This is a genomic window from Photorhabdus akhurstii (assembly GCF_019090985.1).
In the GTDB taxonomy this organism is placed as follows: domain Bacteria; phylum Pseudomonadota; class Gammaproteobacteria; order Enterobacterales; family Enterobacteriaceae; genus Photorhabdus; species Photorhabdus akhurstii.
The window spans coordinates 1268328-1291321 of record NZ_CP020335.1 but is presented as its reverse complement, the minus strand read 5'-3'; the positions used below and the strand labels follow the sequence as shown (position 1 = coordinate 1291321).

The 22994-nt window shown below is 41.8% G+C and carries 17 protein-coding genes and 2 pseudogenes; 8 read left to right on the top strand and 11 right to left on the bottom strand.

The features are described 5' to 3' along the window. The first annotated feature begins 42 nt into the window (after nucleotides 1-42). Nucleotides 43-231, top strand: a complete 189-nt coding sequence (locus B0X70_RS25740; RefSeq protein ID WP_217470313.1) for an addiction module antidote protein — start codon at nucleotides 43-45, stop codon at nucleotides 229-231. A gap of 225 nt (nucleotides 232-456) precedes the next feature. Here the strand turns inward: B0X70_RS25740 and B0X70_RS05450 are convergent, their stop codons facing one another. The 3 genes from B0X70_RS05450 to B0X70_RS05440 form a co-directional block, all read right to left on the bottom strand. Further along, the gene (locus B0X70_RS05450) at nucleotides 457-2331 is read right to left on the bottom strand and encodes a UvrD-helicase domain-containing protein (RefSeq protein ID WP_217471079.1); all 1875 of its coding nucleotides are present in this window, start codon (nucleotides 2329-2331) and stop codon (nucleotides 457-459) included. Further along, a complete protein-coding gene (locus tag B0X70_RS05445; protein WP_217471078.1) occupies nucleotides 2328-4649 on the bottom strand; it encodes an AAA family ATPase in 2322 nt (773 codons plus the stop codon). The genes B0X70_RS05450 and B0X70_RS05445 overlap by 4 nt, the downstream gene beginning before the upstream one ends. Before the next feature lie 107 nt (nucleotides 4650-4756). Next, complete coding sequence (locus B0X70_RS05440) at nucleotides 4757-5071, bottom strand: hypothetical protein (protein WP_217471077.1); 315 nt, start codon at nucleotides 5069-5071, stop codon at nucleotides 4757-4759. 91 nt (nucleotides 5072-5162) lie between these two features. Here B0X70_RS05440 and B0X70_RS05435 point away from each other — a divergent pair. After that, nucleotides 5163-6552 (top strand): annotated as a pseudogene (locus B0X70_RS05435) (IS1182 family transposase). Between the two features lie 156 nt (nucleotides 6553-6708). Here B0X70_RS05435 and ssb read toward each other — a convergent pair. The 6 genes and pseudogenes from ssb to B0X70_RS05405 all read right to left on the bottom strand — a co-directional run bounded on the left by ssb (nucleotide 6709) and on the right by B0X70_RS05405 (nucleotide 12669). Beyond that, nucleotides 6709-7179, bottom strand: coding sequence for a single-stranded DNA-binding protein (gene ssb / locus B0X70_RS05430; RefSeq protein WP_217471076.1), 471 nt, complete (start codon nucleotides 7177-7179; stop codon nucleotides 6709-6711). 73 nt (nucleotides 7180-7252) lie between these two features. Continuing rightward, a complete protein-coding gene (locus B0X70_RS05425; protein WP_023045225.1) occupies nucleotides 7253-7711 on the bottom strand; it encodes an STY4534 family ICE replication protein in 459 nt (152 codons plus the stop codon). A gap of 655 nt (nucleotides 7712-8366) precedes the next feature. Beyond that, the gene (locus B0X70_RS05420) at nucleotides 8367-10397 is read right to left on the bottom strand and encodes a DNA topoisomerase III (protein WP_217471075.1); all 2031 of its coding nucleotides are present in this window, start codon (nucleotides 10395-10397) and stop codon (nucleotides 8367-8369) included. Further along, the gene (locus tag B0X70_RS05415; RefSeq protein WP_246593441.1) at nucleotides 10378-11043 is read right to left on the bottom strand and encodes a PFL_4669 family integrating conjugative element protein; all 666 of its coding nucleotides are present in this window, start codon (nucleotides 11041-11043) and stop codon (nucleotides 10378-10380) included. The genes B0X70_RS05420 and B0X70_RS05415 overlap by 20 nt, the downstream gene beginning before the upstream one ends. After that, nucleotides 11040-11474 (bottom strand): annotated as a pseudogene (locus B0X70_RS05410) (DUF2857 domain-containing protein); the annotation flags it as partial. The gene B0X70_RS05415 and the pseudogene B0X70_RS05410, both read right to left, overlap by 4 nt. Continuing rightward, on the bottom strand, nucleotides 11470-12669 hold the full coding sequence (locus B0X70_RS05405) for a ParB family protein (protein WP_418889065.1): 1200 nt from the start codon (nucleotides 12667-12669) through the stop codon (nucleotides 11470-11472). The gene B0X70_RS05405 and the pseudogene B0X70_RS05410, both read right to left, overlap by 5 nt. Before the next feature lie 958 nt (nucleotides 12670-13627). Here B0X70_RS05405 and B0X70_RS05400 point away from each other — a divergent pair. Further along, complete coding sequence (locus B0X70_RS05400) at nucleotides 13628-14164, top strand: hypothetical protein (protein ID WP_040150322.1); 537 nt, start codon at nucleotides 13628-13630, stop codon at nucleotides 14162-14164. 262 nt (nucleotides 14165-14426) lie between these two features. Here B0X70_RS05400 and B0X70_RS05395 read toward each other — a convergent pair whose 3' ends face one another. Together B0X70_RS05395 and B0X70_RS05390 are read right to left on the bottom strand one after the other, a co-directional pair. Continuing rightward, nucleotides 14427-14852: a tail fiber assembly protein gene (locus tag B0X70_RS05395; RefSeq protein ID WP_040150320.1), complete on the bottom strand. Its 426-nt coding sequence runs from the start codon at nucleotides 14850-14852 to the stop codon at nucleotides 14427-14429. Then, nucleotides 14853-15890, bottom strand: coding sequence for a tail fiber protein (locus B0X70_RS05390; RefSeq protein ID WP_217471073.1), 1038 nt, complete (start codon nucleotides 15888-15890; stop codon nucleotides 14853-14855). It lies immediately after the preceding gene. 482 nt (nucleotides 15891-16372) lie between these two features. On the opposite strand from B0X70_RS05390, the gene B0X70_RS05385 reads away from it, so the two are divergent. The 5 genes from B0X70_RS05385 to B0X70_RS05365 all read left to right on the top strand — a co-directional run bounded on the left by B0X70_RS05385 (nucleotide 16373) and on the right by B0X70_RS05365 (nucleotide 22992). Then, the gene (locus B0X70_RS05385; protein WP_040150317.1) at nucleotides 16373-17356 is read left to right on the top strand and encodes a glycosyltransferase family 9 protein; all 984 of its coding nucleotides are present in this window, start codon (nucleotides 16373-16375) and stop codon (nucleotides 17354-17356) included. A gap of 1194 nt (nucleotides 17357-18550) precedes the next feature. Continuing rightward, a complete protein-coding gene (locus B0X70_RS05380) occupies nucleotides 18551-19057 on the top strand; it encodes a fimbrial protein (RefSeq protein ID WP_217471072.1) in 507 nt (168 codons plus the stop codon). Between the two features lie 66 nt (nucleotides 19058-19123). Continuing rightward, a complete protein-coding gene (locus B0X70_RS05375) occupies nucleotides 19124-19792 on the top strand; it encodes a fimbrial biogenesis chaperone (protein WP_217471071.1) in 669 nt (222 codons plus the stop codon). Between the two features lie 23 nt (nucleotides 19793-19815). Beyond that, a complete protein-coding gene (locus B0X70_RS05370; RefSeq protein WP_246593440.1) occupies nucleotides 19816-22296 on the top strand; it encodes a fimbria/pilus outer membrane usher protein in 2481 nt (826 codons plus the stop codon). 27 nt (nucleotides 22297-22323) lie between these two features. Further along, nucleotides 22324-22992, top strand: coding sequence for a hypothetical protein (locus B0X70_RS05365; protein ID WP_217471069.1), 669 nt, complete (start codon nucleotides 22324-22326; stop codon nucleotides 22990-22992). Nucleotides 22993-22994: the final 2 nt, after the last annotated feature.

The window sequence follows — 22994 nt, the reverse complement described above, 5'->3', positions numbered from 1 at the left end:
TGAATTGGCAAAAGTCATTGCCACGCCATGAAGAAGTAACCAATGAAAAACCAAAAAGTAAAGTTCAGCCGCTACGATACCGCTGATTACCTCCAAACAGAGGAAGATATTACGGCGTACCTAGAGGCCGTGATGGAAGATGGTGATCCTTCCCTTATTGTGGCTGCTTTGGGTGACATAGCACGAGCCCGTAACATCAGCCAAATAGCGAGAAATGTTGGAATGAGCTGAGAAAGGCCCTTTCTGGCGAGGGAAACCTACATTTTACTACAATCACAAAGGTTGCCAACGCCTTGGGACTACGTTTTACTATGCAACCCATTAGAACACCGACAACGCACACTCAATAGGATGAAACTTTATTTTCCTCCAACAATTGGACCAATTCTTGATGGAAGTAGATAAATGAAAACGACAGGACATAAAATGTATTAGTCGCGACTAATACACATTAAGTTATATTTGACAGGATATAATTTCATGTTCCTCAAACCAATTTTGACTCATAATATTCGTTTTTACTTTATTAGGCTCGTTTGTGTAAGCAACTATCGCTAAACTTTTTTCCGCTCGACTACAAGTCACATAAAACAGTCGTCTAGTGCGATCAATACTAGTTTCTTTGCCTTCCTTCTGGTTACGTATGTCTGTTGCGGTTGGGGGTTTAGCTCCAAACAATTTATCATAACTGAACAAAAAGCCACGAGCTTCTTCGTCATCTAGAATGACTATTACCCTTGGAAATTCGAGCCCTTTAATGCCTTGATGAGTACCGAACCTAGATTCATCAGATATGTACGCAACGTATTCCTTAAACTCACTAAAGCGAGACATCAACGCGGTATCCCAAGCGTCAACAACGGGATCTCGATCATTATCATCTTCTGCTTTTTCATAGTTCCTATCCTGCCTCTCAGCAATCAATGTGAGAACATCGGGGACATTGAACAAACGAGTGCGCTGAACTTCTTTAAGGATGTTGATTAGAGAGGGATCTGCGTCATCACGCCATAGAACATAAAGACCATCGACAGCATCCTTAGCTTTTGCTAACTCCGCCTTAGGCTCAGCACTTTGTTCAATACATTCTTTAGAAATAAGTGGCGAATACTTATTAACGATTCTAGAAACAGCGAAGTGGTTACCTACGTCCAAGCTCTTGATAAGTGGAAGTACTCTCTCTGAAAAAAAAGTAATGCCAGCATGGGTTCCATCAAGCAAACCGGTTCTAAGCTTATCTACTTCATAGAGAGAATTGAAAAAGCTTGCAAAGCCCCCTCGTTGTGCCGCCATGTGATGTTCTAAGGTTAGTGTTTTATTGTGTTTTTTCTCTGCTATCCACAAGTCATCAGCTGTAATCTCTGCCATTTTTTGACAAACAAAGCGCTCATAAGCCTCTTTGTCTATCCCATCAGATGTATCCGCAATAAATAGTCTAACGAAGCCTTCCTCTAGCTTAGCGGATTGCTGTAAGTTTTGATCGACCTCGGCTCGAATTTTATTGATGAGTTTCACAACTCGACGAGGACATCTATGGTTATATTCCTTTTTTGGAGTAAGCCAACCATCCGGCAATGGAGCTAGACCTAGGTCTTCTTTTCCATCGTTATAAATCCGCTGCATGATGTCGCCGAACAGACCTAACGAGAACTTGTCCTGATGTAAGCTCTGAACTACAAACAAAGCATCAATTAGCTCTTTTTTCGTGTCCTGACTTTCATCTACAAGCAAAACCGGGAATTTGCGTGTAAGAATTTGCTGCAACAATGGACGGCTGATCAGCAATTCAGCGGTTATGCCGATCACTTCGGCATGGTTAAGTGAATCCTTGCCCAAATTTTCACCATTAGGATTGTAAGTAAACTTCCTAATGTTGCTTAGTGACTCCAGCCGCTTTAGTTTGGCCGCAATCTGCTTTGGTCTATCTTCGGCCGCTTTTGTGCCTGCTCTACCTTTACGCTGTGCTTCCTCAAGTTCGACAATGTCTGATTGAAGTCTGACTCTAAGCGACTCTCTAATATCATGCTGATGCGGCTTGATTAGTTCCCAAGCAAAACTATGAATGGTCGAGACGCTAAAGGCAGAATCGAACTCCAAGCGGCGTTTAATTTCATCACAAGCGGCGTTGGTATAAGTAATGATTGCTACTTGTTGTGCTTTTACTCGCAAACGATGGATATTATGTTCACGAAATCGCTTAAGTACTTCGACTAAAGAGCGAGTTTTGCCCGAACCAGCCCCGGCAAACAAAAAGAAGCTTTTTGGATTATCTAGATCTAGACATCCATAGATCTCATCGTCAACTGTCTTAGTATCAATCACCTCTGTCATTCCTTTGCCTCCGACTTTGCCGCAAGCGGAGAGCTATTGATCAACTCTTTTTCCAGCCAATTGAGCCCCTCAGCAATATAGTGCGGAGCTTTAAAAGTGCTTGGTTCAACCGAATACAATAGATCCAGTGCCATTTCAGCTTTCTTGGCGTTCTTATCTAGTGCACAAAACATGAAGTGACAGGCTGTATCAAGCATTGGTTGATTAACGGCTTCAACCATTTTTTTGATAAGACCAGTTTTATCAGTCATCTTTCTAAATACTGACAAGTTAGCTAAAACCAGTGCATCCTCAAAGGTATAAGGGATCGCTGATTCCGGCTCTGGTTGATCCGGTACGTCTTTCTCATCTTTAAACTGAATTGATACAGTGCAAGGGTAAACAACTCTGACCTTTCCGTTACTCGCTGTCTTCTGTTCAAACTCAGCCCTCAATACCTCGTCTAATAATGTTTTTCCTGGTGCCCAAGTTTTTAATGTATCGTTCCCCGTTTTGAAGCCCTGACCCATTACCGGACGAGCTTTACTTGTTGACTCAGCCTGAATTGAATCGAGGTCGGTAATTACCAGCGTAGGTATTCCTAAGGCTTCAATAAGTGGACGTAATCTGTGCGCATGACTACCACCAATTTCCAGAATAGAAATATAACTTCTATCTAAATCTGGATAATGGTTTCGAATAAAGTGAGGCACCAACATCCGCTCAGCGGGACCTTCAACCAAAATAGCAGCATCAGCAAAAAATAGATCGCAATGTGTTGTTTTTAAATAACGCGTTGCAAATTGTGCCGTTGCGATTCTCTCTTGCTCTTGTGTTTCTTGGGCTATTTCAACTTTAGTCTTTTTTCTATCTGCGCCAAAAGTGGTAGACATATTAACGATACATGCATTTGGCACTTCAAGTTCATTAACCAATGGTTTCCTACGGAAATAACGCAGTCCGGTAAAATCTGTTTCGTGTGCTATATGGCTAGAATGCGTACTAACGATCATCTGAGTAGCAAACTGCTGTTTTTCTTCCAGATCAGGATGATTACGCAGCACACTGAAAGCTTTCTTGATAAAGACTTGTTGCACCTGCGCATGTAAATGAGCTTCAGGCTCTTCAATTAGCATTAAGTGCAGAGGCTCTATAGGCCTATTATTGCTTTCTTCTCTTTTGCTAACCTTGCCAACACGCATCCATTCATCACGAAAGCGAATCAGATTAAAAATCATCGAAATCAGATTTTGATAACCTAATCCGTTGTATTTTTCGGGCAGGCAAAAAGCATCACCTGAAGGGTCTTCACTGCGAATGACTTTAAACTGTACTGCCGAGTCATGATTCAGTCCTTCTAATGGATTCACTTTGCTTGACAGTAAAATTTGTGGGTCGCTAAACCCAGGATAATTAAGCCCTTCCAACTCACCAATAGCGGCACTGAAACTGGTCTTCAATTTTTGATCAAATACTGTTCGGGCACTTTCCATTGCTTCAAGTGCATCCAGATCGCTCACATCAGGAAGCTCGCTAGGGTCGAGGTGCTTATCAAAGTAATTCCTTAACTGAGCAGACAAGCGCCGATCAGTATTTGCCGCGCCTTCACCAGCATTTGGGTCTGAAAAACCACGCTGCGCGTTAATGATGTCAATCTTAAATAGGCCATCAAACGGGTCACCATCAATTGCCTCCATGAATTCTGTAAAAGCCTGAGGTTGTTCGTTGTCGGCTAAAGCTGGATCTAGCACATAAGCGCTAATCGCAAAAAATTCCTGAAGCTTTCTATCCAGAAAATCACGCATTGAAGTTGGCCATAATACCAGTGGTGATCCAGTTGTTTCATCTGCTTCTATCTTGTGAGCAGATATAGTTTCCCTAGCTGCAGAGTAAGCGTTGATATAAGCTTTGTATAGTAATTCAAGGTTTTTCGGTTCTAAAATTAACCTGACACCCAGCAAGCCGCCATCCCAATCCAAGGTGGGCAAAATGTGGCTGACGTAGTGTATTTGTAACTCATCCACCTCTAACCACACATCAATCGAAGGGAATTGTGTACGCCATGTATCCAAAGTCAGATCCGGGACTGGGGCTTGTTTTTCACTTTCACTAATCCAGCCAGTGCCGACCGAATTGATGGTTGCCCAATTGGATAAAGTAATATCGGTGGTTGAAAGCTCTTTGCGCTTTGCCTTTTTCAAAAACATGATCAGCGCGTCCATAGCAGACGTTTTACCACTGTTATTAGCGCCGACGAAAACCGTACTTTTCCCAGCAAGCTCTACACGACAGGATTGTAGTTTTCGAAAATTTTGTATGTCGATACGGGCTATTTTCAACTCTAACCCTCCTTGCTAATTTTTATTTTTGATTTCAATTTATCATTACTAAAATTACTTTATTTATTGCCCTAAGTCATCCTAACGTAAGGCTTATTTGAAATGTCTTAAAGTCTTAGAATCAATAGCTTGAACCCGTGGTGCGTACCATCCGGTAAGTCCACAAAAAGTCGAAGCTTACCGCCCGCTCCTTCTGCAAATCCATTTAAATTCAATAAGATATTGGAATTTTCATCATCAATTTCCGTATCTTCTTCATACCCTAAACGGGAAGATAGCTCCGCAAGCTGAATTTGAAGTAATTGATGAGATACCTTGCTACTTGCTGACTTTACAAGTTCAGGTAGTTGAGAAGCTATGATCTGCTCCAAAGTTCGCCCATTTATTTTCCTCCTAAGCATGACCATCACACGAACTTTCACATGTGAAAGTTCAGATTATTGACAAAGTACTGTTTTTTTATCCGGCACTTTGTTTTAATTAAGTTTCGTTCACCAAACGTAGCTTGCCGCCATGTTAAGAACACCGCCTCCTCAGACTTTCCCGCCAGAAACGCACTCGCTTGACGAGCTGGTGCCCAAAAATCATTGGGTCCGTAAAATCGATGCCGCTATTGATTTCGAATTCATCCGCTAATTAGTCGCGCCTTTGTATTGTCATAATAATGGCTGACCGGCTATCGATCCCGTTATGTTGCTTAAGATGATGTTACCGAGCTATTTATTTGGTATTCCCAGTGAACGCCGTCTGGTACAGGAAATTCAGGTTAATGTAGCTTATCGCTGGTTTCTGCGCCTCGGACTGACTGAGAAGGTGCCTGATGCTTCAACCCTGAGTCAGAACCGCCTCCGTTTCAATCATACGGCGGTCTTCCAGCAGATTTTTGACCACATTGTCGAACAGGCGATAACCAAAGGATTGGTCGGCGGTCAGGTACTCTACACTGACAGCACCCACCTGAAAGCCAGTGCCAATCCGCACAAATCCAGGCACGAACAACGTGCTGTGCCCCCCGGCACCTATTTTGACGCCCTGCATAAAGCCGTCAATGAAGACCGGGCAGCGGCCGGAAAAAAAGCCTGAAGCCAGCCCTTGAGGAACGGCAGAGAAAGACGAAGGTCAGTCCCACCGATCCGGAAAGCGGATTTATGCACCGGACCAACAACCCCAGGGGGCTTTTACCTTGACCACCGTACTGTGGATGGGCAAGTCGGTATTATCACCGATACCTATGCCACACCAGATAATGTCCACAACAACCAGCCTTTTATCGGGCGTTTGACGCATCAACTGGCGCATTTTTCCCTCAATCTCCTCGCGGTTGGGCTGGGTTCAGGCTATTTTACGGCTCCGGTTTGTTACCTGACGGAACAGTCAGGCATTATCCCCATCATGGGTTATCGCCGGCCGAATAAGGGGCAGAACACCTTTCAGAAGAAACATTTTTGCCTATGACAAACCGCAGGATTGTTATGTCTGCCCGCAAGGAGAAAACCTGATTTATACCCCAACCGGCCATCAGGGATACCGGCATTATCAGGCTCCGGCGGCTATCTGCCAGTGTTGCCCGCAACGCGATGCCTGCACTCACGCGAAAGGCGGAAAAACGATAACCCGCCATATCTGGGAGGCCAGTAAAGAACAGGACAGAGAAAACCGACTAACGGAGTGGTGTAAAAAAGTTTACAAGCGACGAAAGGAGACGATAGAGCGTAGTTTTGCGGATGCGAAGCAACATCACGGACACCGTTATGCCCGTTTTCGCCGGTTGCAGAAAGTGCAAATACAGTATTTTTTGGCGGAAACAGCCCAAAATATCAAGAAGATAGCCTTGCTGGTCGCGATGATTTGTTGTTTTTATCTCTGGAAAGTGAGCCTATCAATGCAGGAGAGTCAAAAATAACGCCCTGGCGGACGATTAAACCGGGTTAATGAGGAAAATGGGGGCATTATGAAAGGAACAAACCCCGTTATTTTCAACGAGGTTTGTCAACGGTCTGAACCCTTACAAATAAGGGCATTGATTTAATTTCTTTACACTTTCACTCTTAGGTGAACTCTAAAAAGGGATCAAATCGTCAAAATCGATTGGTGGTTCATTTCCACGAGTCGGTTCTGAAGAAGACGAAACGGGTTGTGGTTGTCCCCGGTCACTTGAACGAGAAGGTTCGCTTTGACCGCGACCACCCAGCATCTGCATTATACCTTGCTGACTAATCACCACCTCCGTGCTATACCGATCTTGCCCACTCGTCTTGTCAAACCATTTACGGGTACGCAACTGACCTTCAAGATACACCTGGCTGCCTTTTCTCAGATATTCACCAGCAATTTCAGCCAGTTTGCCGAAAATGACTACCCGATGCCATTCGGTACGCTCTTTCTGCTCTCCGGTTTGTTTATCCCGCCAGGTTTCCGATGTTGCCAGTGACAATACCGCCACTGCATCACCTTCTGGCCGATAACGCACTTCTGGTTCTTGTCCCAATCGTCCAATAAGTATCACTTTATTCACGCCGCGTGAAGCCATGTAACTTCCCTTTCAAAATGTAGATGAAAAAAATTCCCCGAAAAAATGCACTCCGGAGAGACTTCAGGGGCAGTCAAAATGAATTCTCTGCATAATGCTTTTGCGAAGACTTATTCTGTACAGGCGGCACGGATTCAGGTTTTTCAGCTTTATAAACCATCTCCTGCCCGATTTTGATCCAGTCAATTTTAATCAACCGCGCTCTTAAACTGACACGCTGTTCACCGGCATGCTCACCCTTGTTCAACGTAAAAATCCCGGTAGACGGCTGACTTAATGTGAAACCCAGTAAGACTTTTTTGTCCTCATCAACCGCTTTCTGACAGCGGCTGATTAAGTCACTGTTTTCCTTACCGGCAACCGTGACATCAAAGCGAACGTAAGACGGATTCTCTGTTGGTCCACTCAATGCATTGATGACCGCGCTGAAAAAACTGCCATTCTGACCATTCACCTTGCGGACATTGCTGAGATACCCCAATCCATTGATATTCAGGTTGAAATATTTATTTTCAGTGGTAGTTGCAGACATGATGTTCTCTCCATGAAGTGAAAAAAAGAAACGACGGAGAACACATCACCACGACGGGAAGTGATGTTTCCCGTCGGGAAGCCAGTGTCAAACACCGGCTATCTGATAAGTTAAAAATACACCTTCATCACTGTTATCAGTGATACCCGTTTCCAAAGGATAAACGGGTTTACCGCCCGCAGGCACCGTCTCTCAGGCTACAATGGCTTTATGACAGGTCACACGAAAGCGTCAGTCTCAGACCTTTCTGACATTAAGAGCAGTCACCCAAAGGCATTCCTCTCAGACTGCGGGAATATTGGCGATTGTCCGAAGACAACAAGTTATCCCACGCATTTTTGAATCAGGAAGCCAGACTGTCAACGAGGAAAATGATTTTTGGGAAGCGGTAAAAAATAGCGCCGCCCAAAGGACGGCGAGGAATCTGCACTGACATGTGGTACAAGATGAAAGCTAAGTAGTCTCAACAAACTCCAGGGACATTCAACTATCCCAGCGCGGCTATTTACCAACCCTTCAAAGGAAGCCGTTTACCGGACTGACAACAGAGAAAATCTATGCACGACTTGCCTGTCAAACCGCAATCGTGGGGTGCAATGTATCAAAGCCAGTTTACCTTTCCAGATCTCAGCTTAGGTACACAACAAAAATCAGCTCACCCTGTCATTGCCGGTTTTTTCGGTACGTTCTTATGCCGGGTAGATCTGGTTTTTCTTTTTCCATCGACGGTGCTGACTACCCCACTGCATTCCGGGTATTTTATACACCCCCAGAAAACACCGTTTTTTCCCTGGCGTTGACGCGTCACGCCTCCACACACCGGACAAGGCAATGAAGGCGGCGGCGTGATCACGACTTTCTGCGCCTGAACCTGCTCCACTAAATATTGGGTCCATTGTATCTGACGAGCCATAAAATCCGGCAACTCCGCCTGTCTCTGAGCAATATCATCCAACGCCTGTTCCCACAATGCAGTCAATCCCGGGTTGGTCAACGCGGTAGGCAACGCGGCTATCAACTCGCTGGCAATCTGCGTAGCGTGGATATACTTGCCCTTTTTCGTCAGATAACCCCGTTTAAACAACGTATCCAGTACCCCTGCCCGAGTAGCCTCCGTTCCCAGCCCGGCATTGTCCTTCAATACCTTCTTAAGTTGCGGGTCACTGACAAAAGCAGCGGCATTTTTCATCGCCGCAATCAATGTGCCCTCCGTGAAGTGAGCGGGTGGCTGAGTTTGCAACATGCGTAAAGTAGCCTCATTAACCTGACATTGACTGCCTTTGACCATCGACGGCAAACTTTCTCCCAAAGAATCGTCTTTCCCGATGGATGCCGATTCATCTTTACCCGCTGAAAACAATACCTTCCAGCCAGGAACAATCACTACATTGCCCCGGGTACGAAACAATTGCCCACCGATATCAAAAGTCACTTCAGTTATATCCATTTCATGCAGAGGAAGGAACTGTACCAAATAATGCTGACGTATCAGCTGGTACACCTTACGCTCATCATCCGTCATCTTCTTCATATCACCGGGCTGTTTTGTCGGAATGATACCGTGGTGCGCCGTAATTTTTTTGTCATTCCAGATACGCGAAATCAATGTCCTGTCCAGACTATCCACCACAATCCGCATAGCCGGATCACTTTTAACCACAGCATCCAATACTTGAGGAATTTCCGCCTGCATAACCGTAGGCAAATAGCCACAATCTGTGCGGGGATAAGTGATAGCCTTATACGTCTCATACAAGTTTTGAGCAATGTTCAGTACTTGTTGAGCTCCCATATCCCATTTTTTTGAGCACGTTTGCTGCAAACTGCCAAGATCGAATGCCAGAGGAGCCGCATGCTTTTCCCGTTTAGTGTTGATTTCCAGGACCGTAGCCGTACCAGCTTGTTGGCATAACTTAACCACTGTCTGTGCCACATTCTGATGAATACAGCGTTTTTCTTCATCACAATAGGTCGCAGCGGGTACCCAATCCACCCGGAAAATTCGTCCGTCAAACTGAAGGTCAGCCACCACCTGCCAATAAGGTTTAGCCGTAAAGGCGATAATCTTCTGATCTCGAAAGACAACCAGTGCCAAAGTGGGCGTCTGAACACGTCCAATAGACAAAATGTCACTATATCCGCATTCACGGGCTTTCACGGTATAGAGTCGGGTAAAATTCATGCCAATGAGCCAATCAGCTCTGGCTCGTCCCAGTCCCGCCAAATACAACGATGCCGTTTGTTCACCGGGCAAAATATTAGCAAGCGCCGCCCGAATACTCACCTCATCCAGAGCAGACAACCACAAACGGGATATTTTTCCCTGAAACTGGCAATAATCCAGTAATTCCCGGGCAATAACCTCGCCTTCCCTGTCAGCATCAGTGGCAATCACCACCTCGTCTGCCTGTTTCAGCAGGCGACAGATAACAGTAAACTGGTCAGCCGTCTCCTTTTTGACCACCATTTGCCAGGAGGCCGGCAATATCGGCAACACTGACGCCCGCCAGGGAGCTCCATATTGCTCCCCGTAAACTTCTGGGCTGGCAGTTTCCAGTAAATGTCCAATTGCCCAGGTTACTGTCACCCCCGGACCCGTTAAATACCCCTGCCCGCGCTTTGTTGCACCTAATATCGCTGCAATATCCCGCCCCTGAGACGGTTTTTCACACAGAAACAGTTTCATCGCTTATTTCTGCTTTACCGTACTTTTTAATGGAAGGAGAAAAAACAGAACGTTTTTCGCCCCGCATAACAGCCTCATCCGGCAGCCCCAAACGGGTAATAGCTTCCCTGCCGGCAGGGGTTTGGGAAAGGATATCGTCACGAGTAACAGCAAAACTACGGTACGGCTGGACAGCACCGTAGATTTGGCGTACCCAATGTCCCCCCTTTTTTAAAAACCCGTCACATTGTTGACGGGAAATCAGCGCATAGTGGTGCGCCTGCAAGGCTTTCATCACCAGTTGATCATAGCCTACTAATAACCAGACACAGCGGTAACCTAAAGGCGTGCGACTGTAGACACCAATATTGAGCGGGGCGACAGAGGCAATCTCAGATAAATGGATCTGAGCAGGTACTCCCGAGAGTGTAGCCGCCAGTTCCGCTAACGCCGCCTGCATCTGGTCATGAGCAGAAGCAAGCTTAGTTTCCAGTGCCAACATCGCCATATCGGCATACGGATTATCTATCAGGGAATCCTGGCTGATCCGAGTGTAATTTTTGCTACCCTGTCGATAACGTTTCAATTGTTCTACCGCTTTCTTTCTATAGACGAGTGGTACAGAACAGGGGGCCAGCAACCCCTGAGTGATCTCTGTCTTTTTCACCTGTCTTGCCGTCCCTGACCAACTTCAGGTTTTACTGTGTTCTTTTCGTCTTCAATCCAGCCACGTACAGCATTCCAGACTGCCGTCAGTGACACGACCAGCTGTTCAACGGCCTGCATCATCACATCCAGCCCATCCGCACTATCCAGATCAGTGACATGCGCTTTCCACAGTCGCCAGACCTCAGCACTGCCTTTATCTGTCAGCATCAGGCATCGACCCTGGCGAGCTTCAATCCCTAACATACGACGACGGGAATTCACCTCAACAGAAGTCAACCCAAAGTAGTGTTGCATCAATTCAATTGAGCCCCCTAACATCAATGCCCGATCAAGACGTTGCAGACGTTTTTGTTCACGTCGGGCTTGTTGCAGCATTAACGCAAAATTTTCATGATGGATACACAGCGTAAGGACTGACACCGGGCTATTCATCCATAGGCTCTGTTAATAATGAAGTCTGTGGTGGTGTTGGAAGACAGTGATTAAATTCACTTAAAGTAGAAGGAACTATCTGCGATAAAGGTGCTGATACTAAAGGCGCAATATCTTCCTTATCCTGTATTGTCAATAACTCACTGGATAGAGTTGGCCGAGTTTCATATACATCAGGTTGAACTTCAACTTTGGGCGGACAAGCTTCATATTCCTCAGTCTTTTTATCTTCCTGACATTCGATAACATCCCTATACGACTCAGGTTCCACTGCTGAAACGCAGGCAGCGCTTTTAGTCACAGGAGGTACCGACTTTTCAGGCACTTCAGCGACTTGTCTATCCGCATCGCTCAAATGTTCAGCAATAGGAGGGGGCTCACCAAATAACTGACGACGGTTTCGCTCTTTAGGATCGAGCTCCAATAACCAACGATCATAATTAAGGGCAGGATGTGGCAAAGCTTTTATTAATTCCCCAATCAGTTCATCCCGTAACATGTCAAAAGAATAGAGTTCAGGATTATCAAAGCGCTGACATACCTCACCAAAAACTGAATCGAAGTCCTTCCCACACGATGCCTCCGAAGAAAAACTATTCCAGGTTTTTTGAGCATCAACTCGTAAAGACAATATGTTTACTGCTTGCGGACGCCCCATACCCGATATCAACAAATTGGGCATATGAGGATATAAATATTGCACCGTGTTATGCATCTGACTGATGCTGGTTTGTGATATTGGAAACCCTTCTTGTTTTAATAAATCTGTCAATTCTCGTTGTGAGACCGGTCTTCCCAAACATTTCTCATGCATAGAACTTGCGTTAAAAACACCAAGCGCTTTCTCTATAAACGTTAAATCCCCCCGAACATCATTTTCTGCCAGATGCCCAATGACACACTGCAATCGACCTGGCCAGGGTTTAAACAAACAGGGGATTCGGAAAAAACGTTCCTCACCCGTTTCTTTCCATAATTCACATAGGATTTGGTAACGGGTATTGCCTCCATCACTGAAAATGTAAACATTTCCACTATCTTCCGGATCTCGCGTCACTTTCGGTACAGAATCCAGTCCTCTGGCACGAACAGAAGCTTTAATATCGTCGAAACGGGGATTACGGCTGAGGCGAGGATTATCTGGGTTTAGCTGTAACTCATCCAACGTTAATACCATTGGCATTTCTGCCATAGGTAAAACAACAGTATCAGTTAGTGATTGTGGTGTTTTGCCACGTTGAAGTATTGCATCACTGAGAGAGGTTTTATGCTTACTCATATATTTCCCCTTCCAGCACCAAGATCATAATTCCTTGTGTCGGTGGTTCGATTCCGCCTCCGGCACCAATTCAAAGTGCGCTTGTTGGGAGATAAAAACTTAACGGGCGACCAATAGAAGAACCCGAATGTATAACTGTAGTTAGTTTAACTTTTCAGTACTTCTGTATTGAATCGAACATAAGGGTTATCAAGCTAGGATGCCTAAAAATTTAGGAATCCTTTTTTTGCTGGAATGCAATACTTACAAGTTCTATTGCAACTGCCAAACCATCCAAACCAAAATCAATGAATTAATTAACACGATGTTGTATGTTGGTTACTCAACTTTCCTCATTGATCAGAAGAAAGTTAATTATGAGTGATTGTATCAGCTCAAAAAAATTCCCTATCTTACAACAGGGAATTTGTACAGAAAAAACAAGTCCAGGCAACAGCGAAGAGATTTTGTTTTATCTGATTAACATTTCGCCTCTTCTGGTTCAACATCGATATACAGCATCAACTCACGCCCGGCAATATCCAGATTGATATCAATATATGCTACAGGACGTGGCTCTCACCGCTTAACCATTGCCAATACAGCGCGGCCGGTATGCTTGCATCAAATAAATACATTATAAACATTGACGTATTTTATCTTTAATCCTATACCTTTTGTAATGTTATAAGAGACCTGAAATAGAGTGCGGCCATTCCCTTTCTGAGTGACCAAATCTTTCTCTATAGGCATTCATCAGCCTAATACCAACAGCAAACGGGGAGGGGGAACAATCTTAAAGAGAGATGTCGACGACACATATAATTAATAATAATTAACATTAAAACCACTAACACAGCTAAAGTCCATTTCATACAATCAGGAAACAGTCATGTCACTAACACGCATAGAAGCTCAATACATATATAATAATAATCTCGGGTGCCGCTACGGCACTACGACTGGGGGGGCGGCCTACGCCTTCATGGACATTGAAGGGGAAGGTAAAGATGGAGGTTCGATGATCCCGCCAAACTCGGTAGTCATGAGTTGGCTTAGAGATCCTGGCCAGCCCGCTTATGAACCCCGCTGGCACAACCGACTGTGGAACTCATGTGGATTGATCGTCACATTGAGCGCCGCAGGTACAGTGCTCCTGGTGACGAAAGCGCCACCCACCGCTGAACGGTACCTGTTCGATAATGAAGCTGCGCGAGGCGATCACTATACGTTTCGCAAGTGCAACCGCCTTTCACCGGACAGTAAAACTGTGGCGACAATCCATTATGGAGGGGGAAAAAGAGAGCCGGAAGACGGGAAGATCGCTTCCCCTGTCGACGCGGCGCTGGTTGATACTGCTACCGTCGGGAAGTTGTATAACGCAATCCTTGCAGAGCTGAAGAAACTTGCGGGCAGCGCGGTAAACTGACCGCGCTGAGTTGACAACGTGATGCAAAAACAATGGCTGTGAGAAATCACAGCCATTCAGACCGCTGACAAACCTCGTTGAAAATAACGGGGTTTGTTCCTTTCATTATGAATCATAATCATTAACCCAGTTTAATTCCTCGCCAGAGTGTTATTTTCGTTTCCCCTGCAATATGTTTTTTACGGCGGGGAGCAGTCACATATCCATGCCTAGATTGGTATGAGATCAATAACAACGACGTTTGCGATTACATCCCCTGTCATCACTTTGGTTGTTCCGGCCATACGATATCAGGGGCAATTGAGCAATCCACTCGACTGAGCCACACCCTGTATTTACGCCATTCAGTTAGTGTGGTTTGTTCTTTATCCGTAGCAATATCCAAATCAACGGCGTCCTGTAACGGTGCGATAGTATTTGCGGCCTGTAACATCAGATGCTGCTTTTTTCGTTCTGCCGAACGTTGCAGTTCTTTTTGAGATGGTGGCGGAATGTCACCCCATGCAGGTAACCCATCAGAGCCGGCAATACGGCGCTTTCCTACCGGTGGACTATTCGACGCGAATTCTAAATAAATTTTCTCACTTACCTCAATACCATCTTCAGGCCATGAGTCAGAAGCCATATATCGCTGTTTTAGTTCAACCGGATAAAATGAATTTGATTTTGGGCTATAAATATACCTCATTTAATACCCCACAACATAAATCATAGGTCGATATTGACGATTATATGCACCAGTTGCAACTAATTGCAGCTCCACAGTGACTGATGCCTTATCCCAATCAATAACTTGCCAAAAACCGTCAGCGTAGACGTCGTATTTAGGTACTTTGGTTGACACCTGAACATTTAAAATACCTGTTGGAAAAGTTATTGGTAACGGAACCTGCATTGAGAGTTCTGCTGTCGCGATTTCACCTGTCGTCCATGCCGTAATGACCCCTGTGTTATGATCTTGAATCCATCCCGCCGTTTCCAAAAGTGTTGAACTTCTAACCAATTGGCTAACCCACCCACCCCATGTGTTTCCCTTATCCCAAGATTGCCGAACGGCTTCTTGTCCATGATGAGATGTGTAACGCTGGAAAATAACGTTACCTCCGTTCAATGCTTCCAAAATTCCATCTCCATATAAATATCCTGCGGAAAGCAGCGGAAAATCTGGGACGGAAGACGGATTTGAAACAGCTACTTTATAGAATCCACTCAATACATAATTACTAAACCGACTATCGTTTCCAATGGTTCCCAAACTGGTAGCATTCATTGCTCCGATATCAGCAGCATTCAAAGAGACATCATTAGTCAGTGCCCTTCCATTAATTTTCCTGCTATTAGGCACCGAATTTTTCGCCAGTTCCACAGTTTCCCGTAATCCGAGATTCTTCACAAACTCCGCTTTATCAGGAACATCCGCCCCGTTCTGCTTTTTCTCCAAGAAATTAGCATTATTTTTGATGGCGTTTTGATTAGCTGTATTTGCCAGATCATATGCTACTTTCACTGCCTTAGATGTTGCCGCATGAGTTTCACTATCACTACTGACATCATTACTTAGAGTAACAAACCCTCTATCTTCCAATGTTGCGTAAGGGTGGTTCCTGCTCTGTGCGTGCTCTTCAATCGCGCTTTTGATTGAATCTTTAACATATTCAGGTGTTGGCACTACTACTAGATTATCTTCTAAGGCTTTTATCTCAGTTTTTTTATCTTGAGTGCTCATATTTATTCCCTCATTTAATCAACAATACACATTGCTAAGTAATATGAAGGCGGGGGGATACTTCTCCGCCTGTAAACATCAATAAACTGGTTTATCAATACTGGAGAGTACGACTTGACTAAATTTAGTTGGCTAATATTTGGTGAGCTGCATGCTTCGATAACAGAATGATATAAGATAACATCTGGTCAAACATAATTGTTTATCTCAGTTTATTGACACACCTATCAGTTAAACCCATTCAACAGTGGTGCTTATGGACAAGTTAAGAGCAATCAGCGTTTTCCGGCGTGTTGTGGAACTAGGCAGCTTCAAAGCCGCCGCCCAGGATCTGGGCTTATCCAAGGATGTAAGCGATTCTAAGAATTTCCGTATTACTTACGGTATGCAATTCGCGGATACAAAAGTTACCATAATCACTTCAAGGTATCGAAAATTACAATATTATTAGCACTATTTTTCCATATGTTAGTTAACAACAAATGAAAATTGCAATTTTACGCCGTAATGGTCTTGGTGATTTAATTTGTACTCAGCCATTAATCAAATATTTACAATATAAATTTCCCATAGCTGAGATTCATCTATTTATAGAATCTAACAACAATGAATTAGCCGATTATCTCTGTCCAGAAGTAATTACACACATTATTCCAAAAGGAAATAAATATATCACTACTCTGGGAACCGCGTTGAAATGGCGTAAATTACATTTTGATATCGCCATTTCAGCAAAGCCCACTCCCATGAAACTGAATAACCTATTTTTATGGCTTTTAGGGGCCAAAAAACGTTATGCTGTAACACAATCGCATCAATGGCACGAAAAGCTAATCAATTACCCAACCTGTCCGCAGCATATTAAGGGATATCACCAATCATTCAAAATATTAAAGATATTTGATTCTAGAATAAACAAGTTACCCTCTGAGTTATTCCCTAAAATTCCATCTCAATATTTACTGTCAATTAAACAATATGGCTCTCCCTCTATCCTATTTTCTGTCTCAAATAATCGGCAAAGTAGCTGTATTACTCATGAACGGATAGCATTAATTGCCCAGAAAATTAGAAATCATTTTCCAGATGTGAGATTTATTATCTCCACTCTTCGACATGACAGATCACATGCTGAGAAGTTACTTGCAATGATAGGAGACCAAACTCAGATAGTCGAATGTCAATCACTACACTCTTTTTTGTCACTTCTCAACAGCACAGATCTGATTATTGTTGGTGATGGTGGAATATGCCATTTAGCCGCCGCATTAGACAAAAAACTGGTTGCTCTCTATGGTGTCACTAAGCCGGAGAATTGGACTCCCCTTGCTTCTGAAAACCAATGTGTGACACTTTATGATCCCCAAAATGTCAACAATATTCCTCTGGAAGATATCTATCAGGCAGTTTTTAAATTGCTCTCTCCAGAAAAAACACTCTTATTATTCGAATCAAGCTGTAGGTAAAGTTATTTGCACTTATTCATGCGAATGCACAGTAACTTGTTAACTGTTTCAATGTCACTCCACCAGACAGAAACGCTAAATGTATACACCACATAGATTGACATCTGTTAACGCTCGATTCCAGCCCGGTTAATTTCTTCCATGACTAAAACTGTGATTAATGATTTTGATGATGAAATATACAGCCACACTAATAGCAATGGAATATCCGAATTAATAATAAGACAAAAATGAATCAATTTGTCTAATTTATATCATGATGAAAAATAAGACATTAAATAAACATCATTATTATTTCTTAATTGAATTAACTCAATCAATCGATTAATTTAATCTTATAACACAATGAAATAGAAAGAAATTTTAATTAATTGCAAAAAAAATACTATTTTTTTGTTTAAGTTGTTGAAAAAGATCATATTTTAGTTAATACTATTTTCCGTCGAGTGAGAAATAGACCTAAAACAAAGAAGAAACTCTGGATTGGAAATCAACTTAAGATTCTAACAAAAATAAGAAGAAATTTTCGTTATCTTAACTGTGGTTAAGATGGCAGTTTATCCGATCGTATTAATATCATGAATGCGATGGCATTACATATTACGGTTCGCCCAATCAGAATATTCACTTTCTTTGAGTAAGAGACTAGTGTGTTGCGTTGAGTAGCTATAGACTACTTTTATTAATATCGCTATTGAATTTCCATTTCAGTAAAAATAGTGAAGATGAATTTATCCATATGTACTATGCACCTTGCCTATAATCACTTTTCACTATGTTATTAGCAATACATTAAAAGAATTTTGCTATTAACACGAGACTTATCGTGTCGTAAAATTTTAGAACATCTTAATAAAAATAAGAATCATTATTAACAACACGAGTAGATTTATAACAATAGATGATATTTTAGAGAATAAAACAACTCTTTTCTGAAAAGAAATTAATATCAGACATTATTATCAATAATATGAATATAGATGAGGCAGACTATAACATGGTGAGAAACAATGATAAATTAGGATAACCTAAAGATATATGTAAAAATGGTTAAAAATGCGATTGCATTATATACCATGATAAAAATGACTTTAATGATATCATCAACCATTAAACTATAATATTGGTTAGATGTATATTTCTATTGTATAGGCAAGACTAAAAAATATATTTATTAAGGTAAGGTATTTTTAAATGAAAAAGAATTTTATTTTGGTTTCTTTAGTAGCAGCATTAGGAATTTTTAGTAGTTTCAGTGCGTTATCTTATGATGGAACAATTAAATTCCGAGGTTCTATCCTTGAGAACGGCTGTACTATTAGTGGAGGAAAAGATCAAGAAGTTAACTTTGGTAAAATATCTAAAAGCGCTTTTGGAAGTGCACCAGGAACTGTAGCAATTACTAAAGATTTTTCTATAGAACTAACTAGTTGCCCAAAAGATTCAAATATTGATATTGAATTTTCTGGTATAAAAGACACTCATGATCCTGCTCTATATTCCACAAAAGTTTCTGGTGCCGGTATTTTACTGACTAAATCTAATGGGGATAAAATAAGTGCCAACACAAAAGTATCTGGCTATACAATCACAGGAGGAAGAGCCAGCATCCCTCTTATAGCAAAATTACAATCAACCAATGCTACAGTAGGTAATGGTACTATTACATCAGATGTAAACTTCACACTTATATATCCATAAAATCAGCTAAATATTTTATTAAAATTAACTTATAACAAAATATCATTTATAACCAAAGGAGTAAAAATGCTTCGCTTTATTACTCCCTTTTTGCTTGTCTTTTTTATGGGACAAGTACAAGCAGGGATTACTTTAGGCGGAACTCGCCTGATCTATAACGGCTCACAAAAAGAAGCCACAATTTCTATCACCAATTCGGATACAGAAAGACCTTATCTTGTTCAATCGTGGGTAGATAATATCGATAACAGTCAAAATAAAGTACCGTTCGTTATTACCCCTCCATTGTTTAAGATGTCGAAAGAGAGTGAACACCAAATTCGTGTTTCATATATTGGCAATCATCTGCCAGCGGATCGGGAATCGATATTTTTACTCAATGTCAATGCGATTCCGGCAGTTGAAAAAAATGACAATAGCAAGATGATCATCACGATAAAAAACATTATCAAATTGATTTATCGTCCATCCGGGCTATCTGATAACGATGCTAATGATGCCATTAATCGTTTGGAAGCATCACGTAATGCTAATGGTGTTCAATTAACTAACCCCACGGCTTATTACATTAATCTTAATGAGATGAAAATTAACGGAACATTAATACCCAGACCAGGATTTATTCCCCCTTTTAGTCATAAGGTATTTTCAGCCCCAAATGGCATAAAAAGCGTGACTCTGACTGCTATCAACGATTACGGTGGCACAACAGAAGAGCGCCAGTTTAATTTCTAATAATATTGTCTGATGAGTGTATTGTGAAAAGAATAATCAGTTTTGTTTTAATGATTTGTTGTTTATCGTTGCCAGCATATGCAGAGCTGTATTTCGATATCAATGCATTACAATTATCAGACGAAGACAAAGAAAATATTAATCTGGAAAGTCTGGCAAAAACGGACTCCCATATTCCAGGCGTCTATAAAGTTAATGTTATCGTCAATAAAAAGGATATCGGCATTAAAAGCCTATCCTTTATTGACTGTGGAAATAAACTTTGTCCTGAATTATCTATCAGTTTATTGAAAGAAATCGGGGTAAAAACAGCAAGCTTCCCAGAATTAGCATCCCTTGCTGAACAAGAGATCATTTCTCAACCGGAAAAATATATTAAACAGGCGTCAGCAGAACTGGATTTAAGCGCTCTGACACTGATGTTGAATTTTCCGCAAGCTGCCATGCGATCGCAAATCAGGGGAGATATCTCTCCTGATCAGTGGGACGATGGTTTGCCTATGTTTTTCACCAATTATCATTTAACAGGAATGCAATCCTGGAATAAAAATCAAAGTGAACAGAATCAATATCTGAATTTACGTAGTGGCTTTAATTTAGGCCCGTGGCGAATTCGTCATAATAGTTACTACAACCATACCGGTACAACATCTGAATGGAAATCGCTTAAAGCCTATGCTGAACGGGATATTCGACCATTGAGATCTCGACTGGTATTAGGCGAAACATCCACCGATAGCATGGTATTCGATAGTTTCACCTTTAATGGCATTAAATTGATGTCTGATAGCCAAATGTTGCCAGATAGCCAACAAGGGTTTGCGCCTGTTGTACGCGGTATCGCGATGACTCACGCAAGAGTAGAAGTGCACCAGAAAGATAATATTATTTATCAAACTTTTGTTCCACCGGGCGCTTTTGAAATTACCGATATTTACCCCAGTAACCTGAATGGTGATCTGGAAATATCCATTTATGAAGAGAATGGCAATGTCAGAAAATTTACTCAGCCCTTTGCTGCCTCACCATTGATGATCCGTTCCGGTCAAATGAAATATTTTGCTAATATCGGTAAATTCAGCGGTGGCAAACAGGCGAGTAAAAAAAGATTTATTCAGACAGAAGCTATTTACGGGTTATGGGATAGCACCACCATTTATGGTGGAGTTATTGTTTCTTCTGACTATCAAAGTCATGCATTAGGTTTAGGACATAATTTAGGAAAAATTGGCGCGGTATCAATCGATGTCACCAATGCAGCAACTCATTTCCCAAATGGAGAAAAGAAAAGCGGGCAATCTTATCAAATACGCTACAGTAAAGGTTTTACTGAAACTAATACAACGGTGACATTGGCAGGTTATCGCTACAATACCAATGGTTATTACAGCTTCAGCGATGCTAATAATAACCACCAATTTACGGATAATAACAGAAATAGCGCGCCTAAAAACCGGATGCAAATAACAATGGGCCAAAGCTTAGGGCAATATGGCAGCCTTTCATTATCGGCCTGGCAACAAGATTACTGGCAAGATAAAACCAGTAAGAATCAGTCATATTCTATGTCCTATAACACTAATATTCGTGATATCTCTTTGTCATTGAGCTACAATTACCATCGTAATCGCTCAAACATTAATAACGATCAAGTTTTTTCATTCAATATCAGTATTCCTCTGGATAAATGGCTGCCATCAAATAATCATAGTGCATCGGTAGATTATGATACCTCTTATAACACCAATGGTAGCAACCAGCATTCAATGACATTATCCGGCTCTTTATTGGAACAACAGAATCTGAACTATACTATTTCTCAAAATTACAGTTATGAAAAATCTGAGAAAGAAAAAGAATCAGGTAATGCCGCCAGTTTATATTACCGAGGTTCATATGGTTCAATTAATGTAGGCTATACCACTGATCATAGAAAAAATCAGCGGGTTAATTATGGATTAGAGGGAGCGATTATTGCCCATCCCTATGGCGTTACCCTGGCGCAAAATATTAGCGAAAGCGGCTCCAGTGCTTTAATTCGTGCCCCCGGAGCAACCAATGCCAAGGTACTGAATAATACCTCTATCAGTACAGATTGGCGAGGATATACCGTTGTGCCTTATATATCGCAATATCGGGAAAATATGTTATCTCTTGATACCAATACATTCGGTGATGACGTAGATATTGATAATCCAACCACAAAGGTCATTCCAACCAAGGGGGCTTTAGTATTGGCGGATTATTCTATTCGTGTTGGTCATCGAGTATTTTTAACTTTACAACATCACGGTAAGAAACTTCCATTCGGCACAGTCATTACGGGTCCAAATGGCGTTAATGGTATGGTGAATGAAAAGGGAGAAGTTTTCCTCAGTGGTGTGAGTGACACAGCAAAATTAACAGCCGATTTAGGCGATAAACAAAACTGTCATATTCAATTTGATAGTAAATTATATCAAAAAATTAATGGTATTATTCTGACTTCATTGCATTGTCAGTGATTAAAGTAGTATTTGTTCAGGGAAAGTATGAGAAACAAACTAATTATATTAGCAATATTATTATTAACATTATTCAATGTTACAAAATCAATTGCCTCATGTAAATTAAGCAAGAATTTTAAAGCAATTGATTTAAATGTTGATATAAATGAAATTATCAATTCACGTAATAACCATAACGCATATATTCTCATCGCACAATATGGACCAATGGAACTAGCTAGCAAAATAGATATTAAAGCTGACTCAGCTATTGCTAATTGTGACAGTGATGCAACAATTCTCTTTAAAACAGCACCAAATAGAATAGCATCTGCTAATAATCCTAACGATAGCGGCCTGATAAAAACAAATGCAAATAATATATATTTTTACGTAAAATACCTTGGAAGTGGAAAAAGTAATCCTGAAAATAAAAAATTAAGTTTAAAGGATATAGGTGAAGTACAGGTGTACCTTTACCAAGATGGAGATTTAACACCAGGAGATAAATTAAAAAAAGGATTAATTTCATCTTTATCAACATATGATAATAAAGAGTTAATAAGAATCAAATATGACAAAGAAAATGTCATTGAAAATACCAGTTGTATGACATCAACACCATACCGGAAACTGGTTTTAGGCCGCCATAAAATTTCTGATTTCAATGGGAAATGGCAAGCAGCAAGTAAACGTTTTTCCTTTTATAAATAAGA

Bases quoted from the DNA above. Each gene is read 5' to 3' on its own strand.
- B0X70_RS05400 (WP_040150322.1), top strand. From the start codon at position 13,628: ATGTCACTAACACGCATAGAAGCTCAATACATATATAATAATAATCTC.
- B0X70_RS25740 (WP_217470313.1), top strand. From the start codon at position 43: ATGAAAAACCAAAAAGTAAAGTTCAGCCGCTACGATACCGCTGATTAC.
- ssb (WP_217471076.1), bottom strand. From the start codon at position 7,179: ATGGCTTCACGCGGCGTGAATAAAGTGATACTTATTGGACGATTGGGA.
- B0X70_RS05420 (WP_217471075.1), bottom strand. From the start codon at position 10,397: ATGAAACTGTTTCTGTGTGAAAAACCGTCTCAGGGGCGGGATATTGCA.
- B0X70_RS05385 (WP_040150317.1), top strand. From the start codon at position 16,373: ATGAAAATTGCAATTTTACGCCGTAATGGTCTTGGTGATTTAATTTGT.
- B0X70_RS05365 (WP_217471069.1), top strand. From the start codon at position 22,324: ATGAGAAACAAACTAATTATATTAGCAATATTATTATTAACATTATTC.
- B0X70_RS05405 (WP_418889065.1), bottom strand. From the start codon at position 12,669: ATGGCAGAAATGCCAATGGTATTAACGTTGGATGAGTTACAGCTAAAC.
- B0X70_RS05375 (WP_217471071.1), top strand. From the start codon at position 19,124: ATGCTTCGCTTTATTACTCCCTTTTTGCTTGTCTTTTTTATGGGACAA.
- B0X70_RS05390 (WP_217471073.1), bottom strand. From the start codon at position 15,890: ATGAGCACTCAAGATAAAAAAACTGAGATAAAAGCCTTAGAAGATAAT.
- B0X70_RS05450 (WP_217471079.1), bottom strand. From the start codon at position 2,331: ATGACAGAGGTGATTGATACTAAGACAGTTGACGATGAGATCTATGGA.
- B0X70_RS05380 (WP_217471072.1), top strand. From the start codon at position 18,551: ATGAAAAAGAATTTTATTTTGGTTTCTTTAGTAGCAGCATTAGGAATT.
- B0X70_RS05395 (WP_040150320.1), bottom strand. From the start codon at position 14,852: ATGAGGTATATTTATAGCCCAAAATCAAATTCATTTTATCCGGTTGAA.
- B0X70_RS05425 (WP_023045225.1), bottom strand. From the start codon at position 7,711: ATGTCTGCAACTACCACTGAAAATAAATATTTCAACCTGAATATCAAT.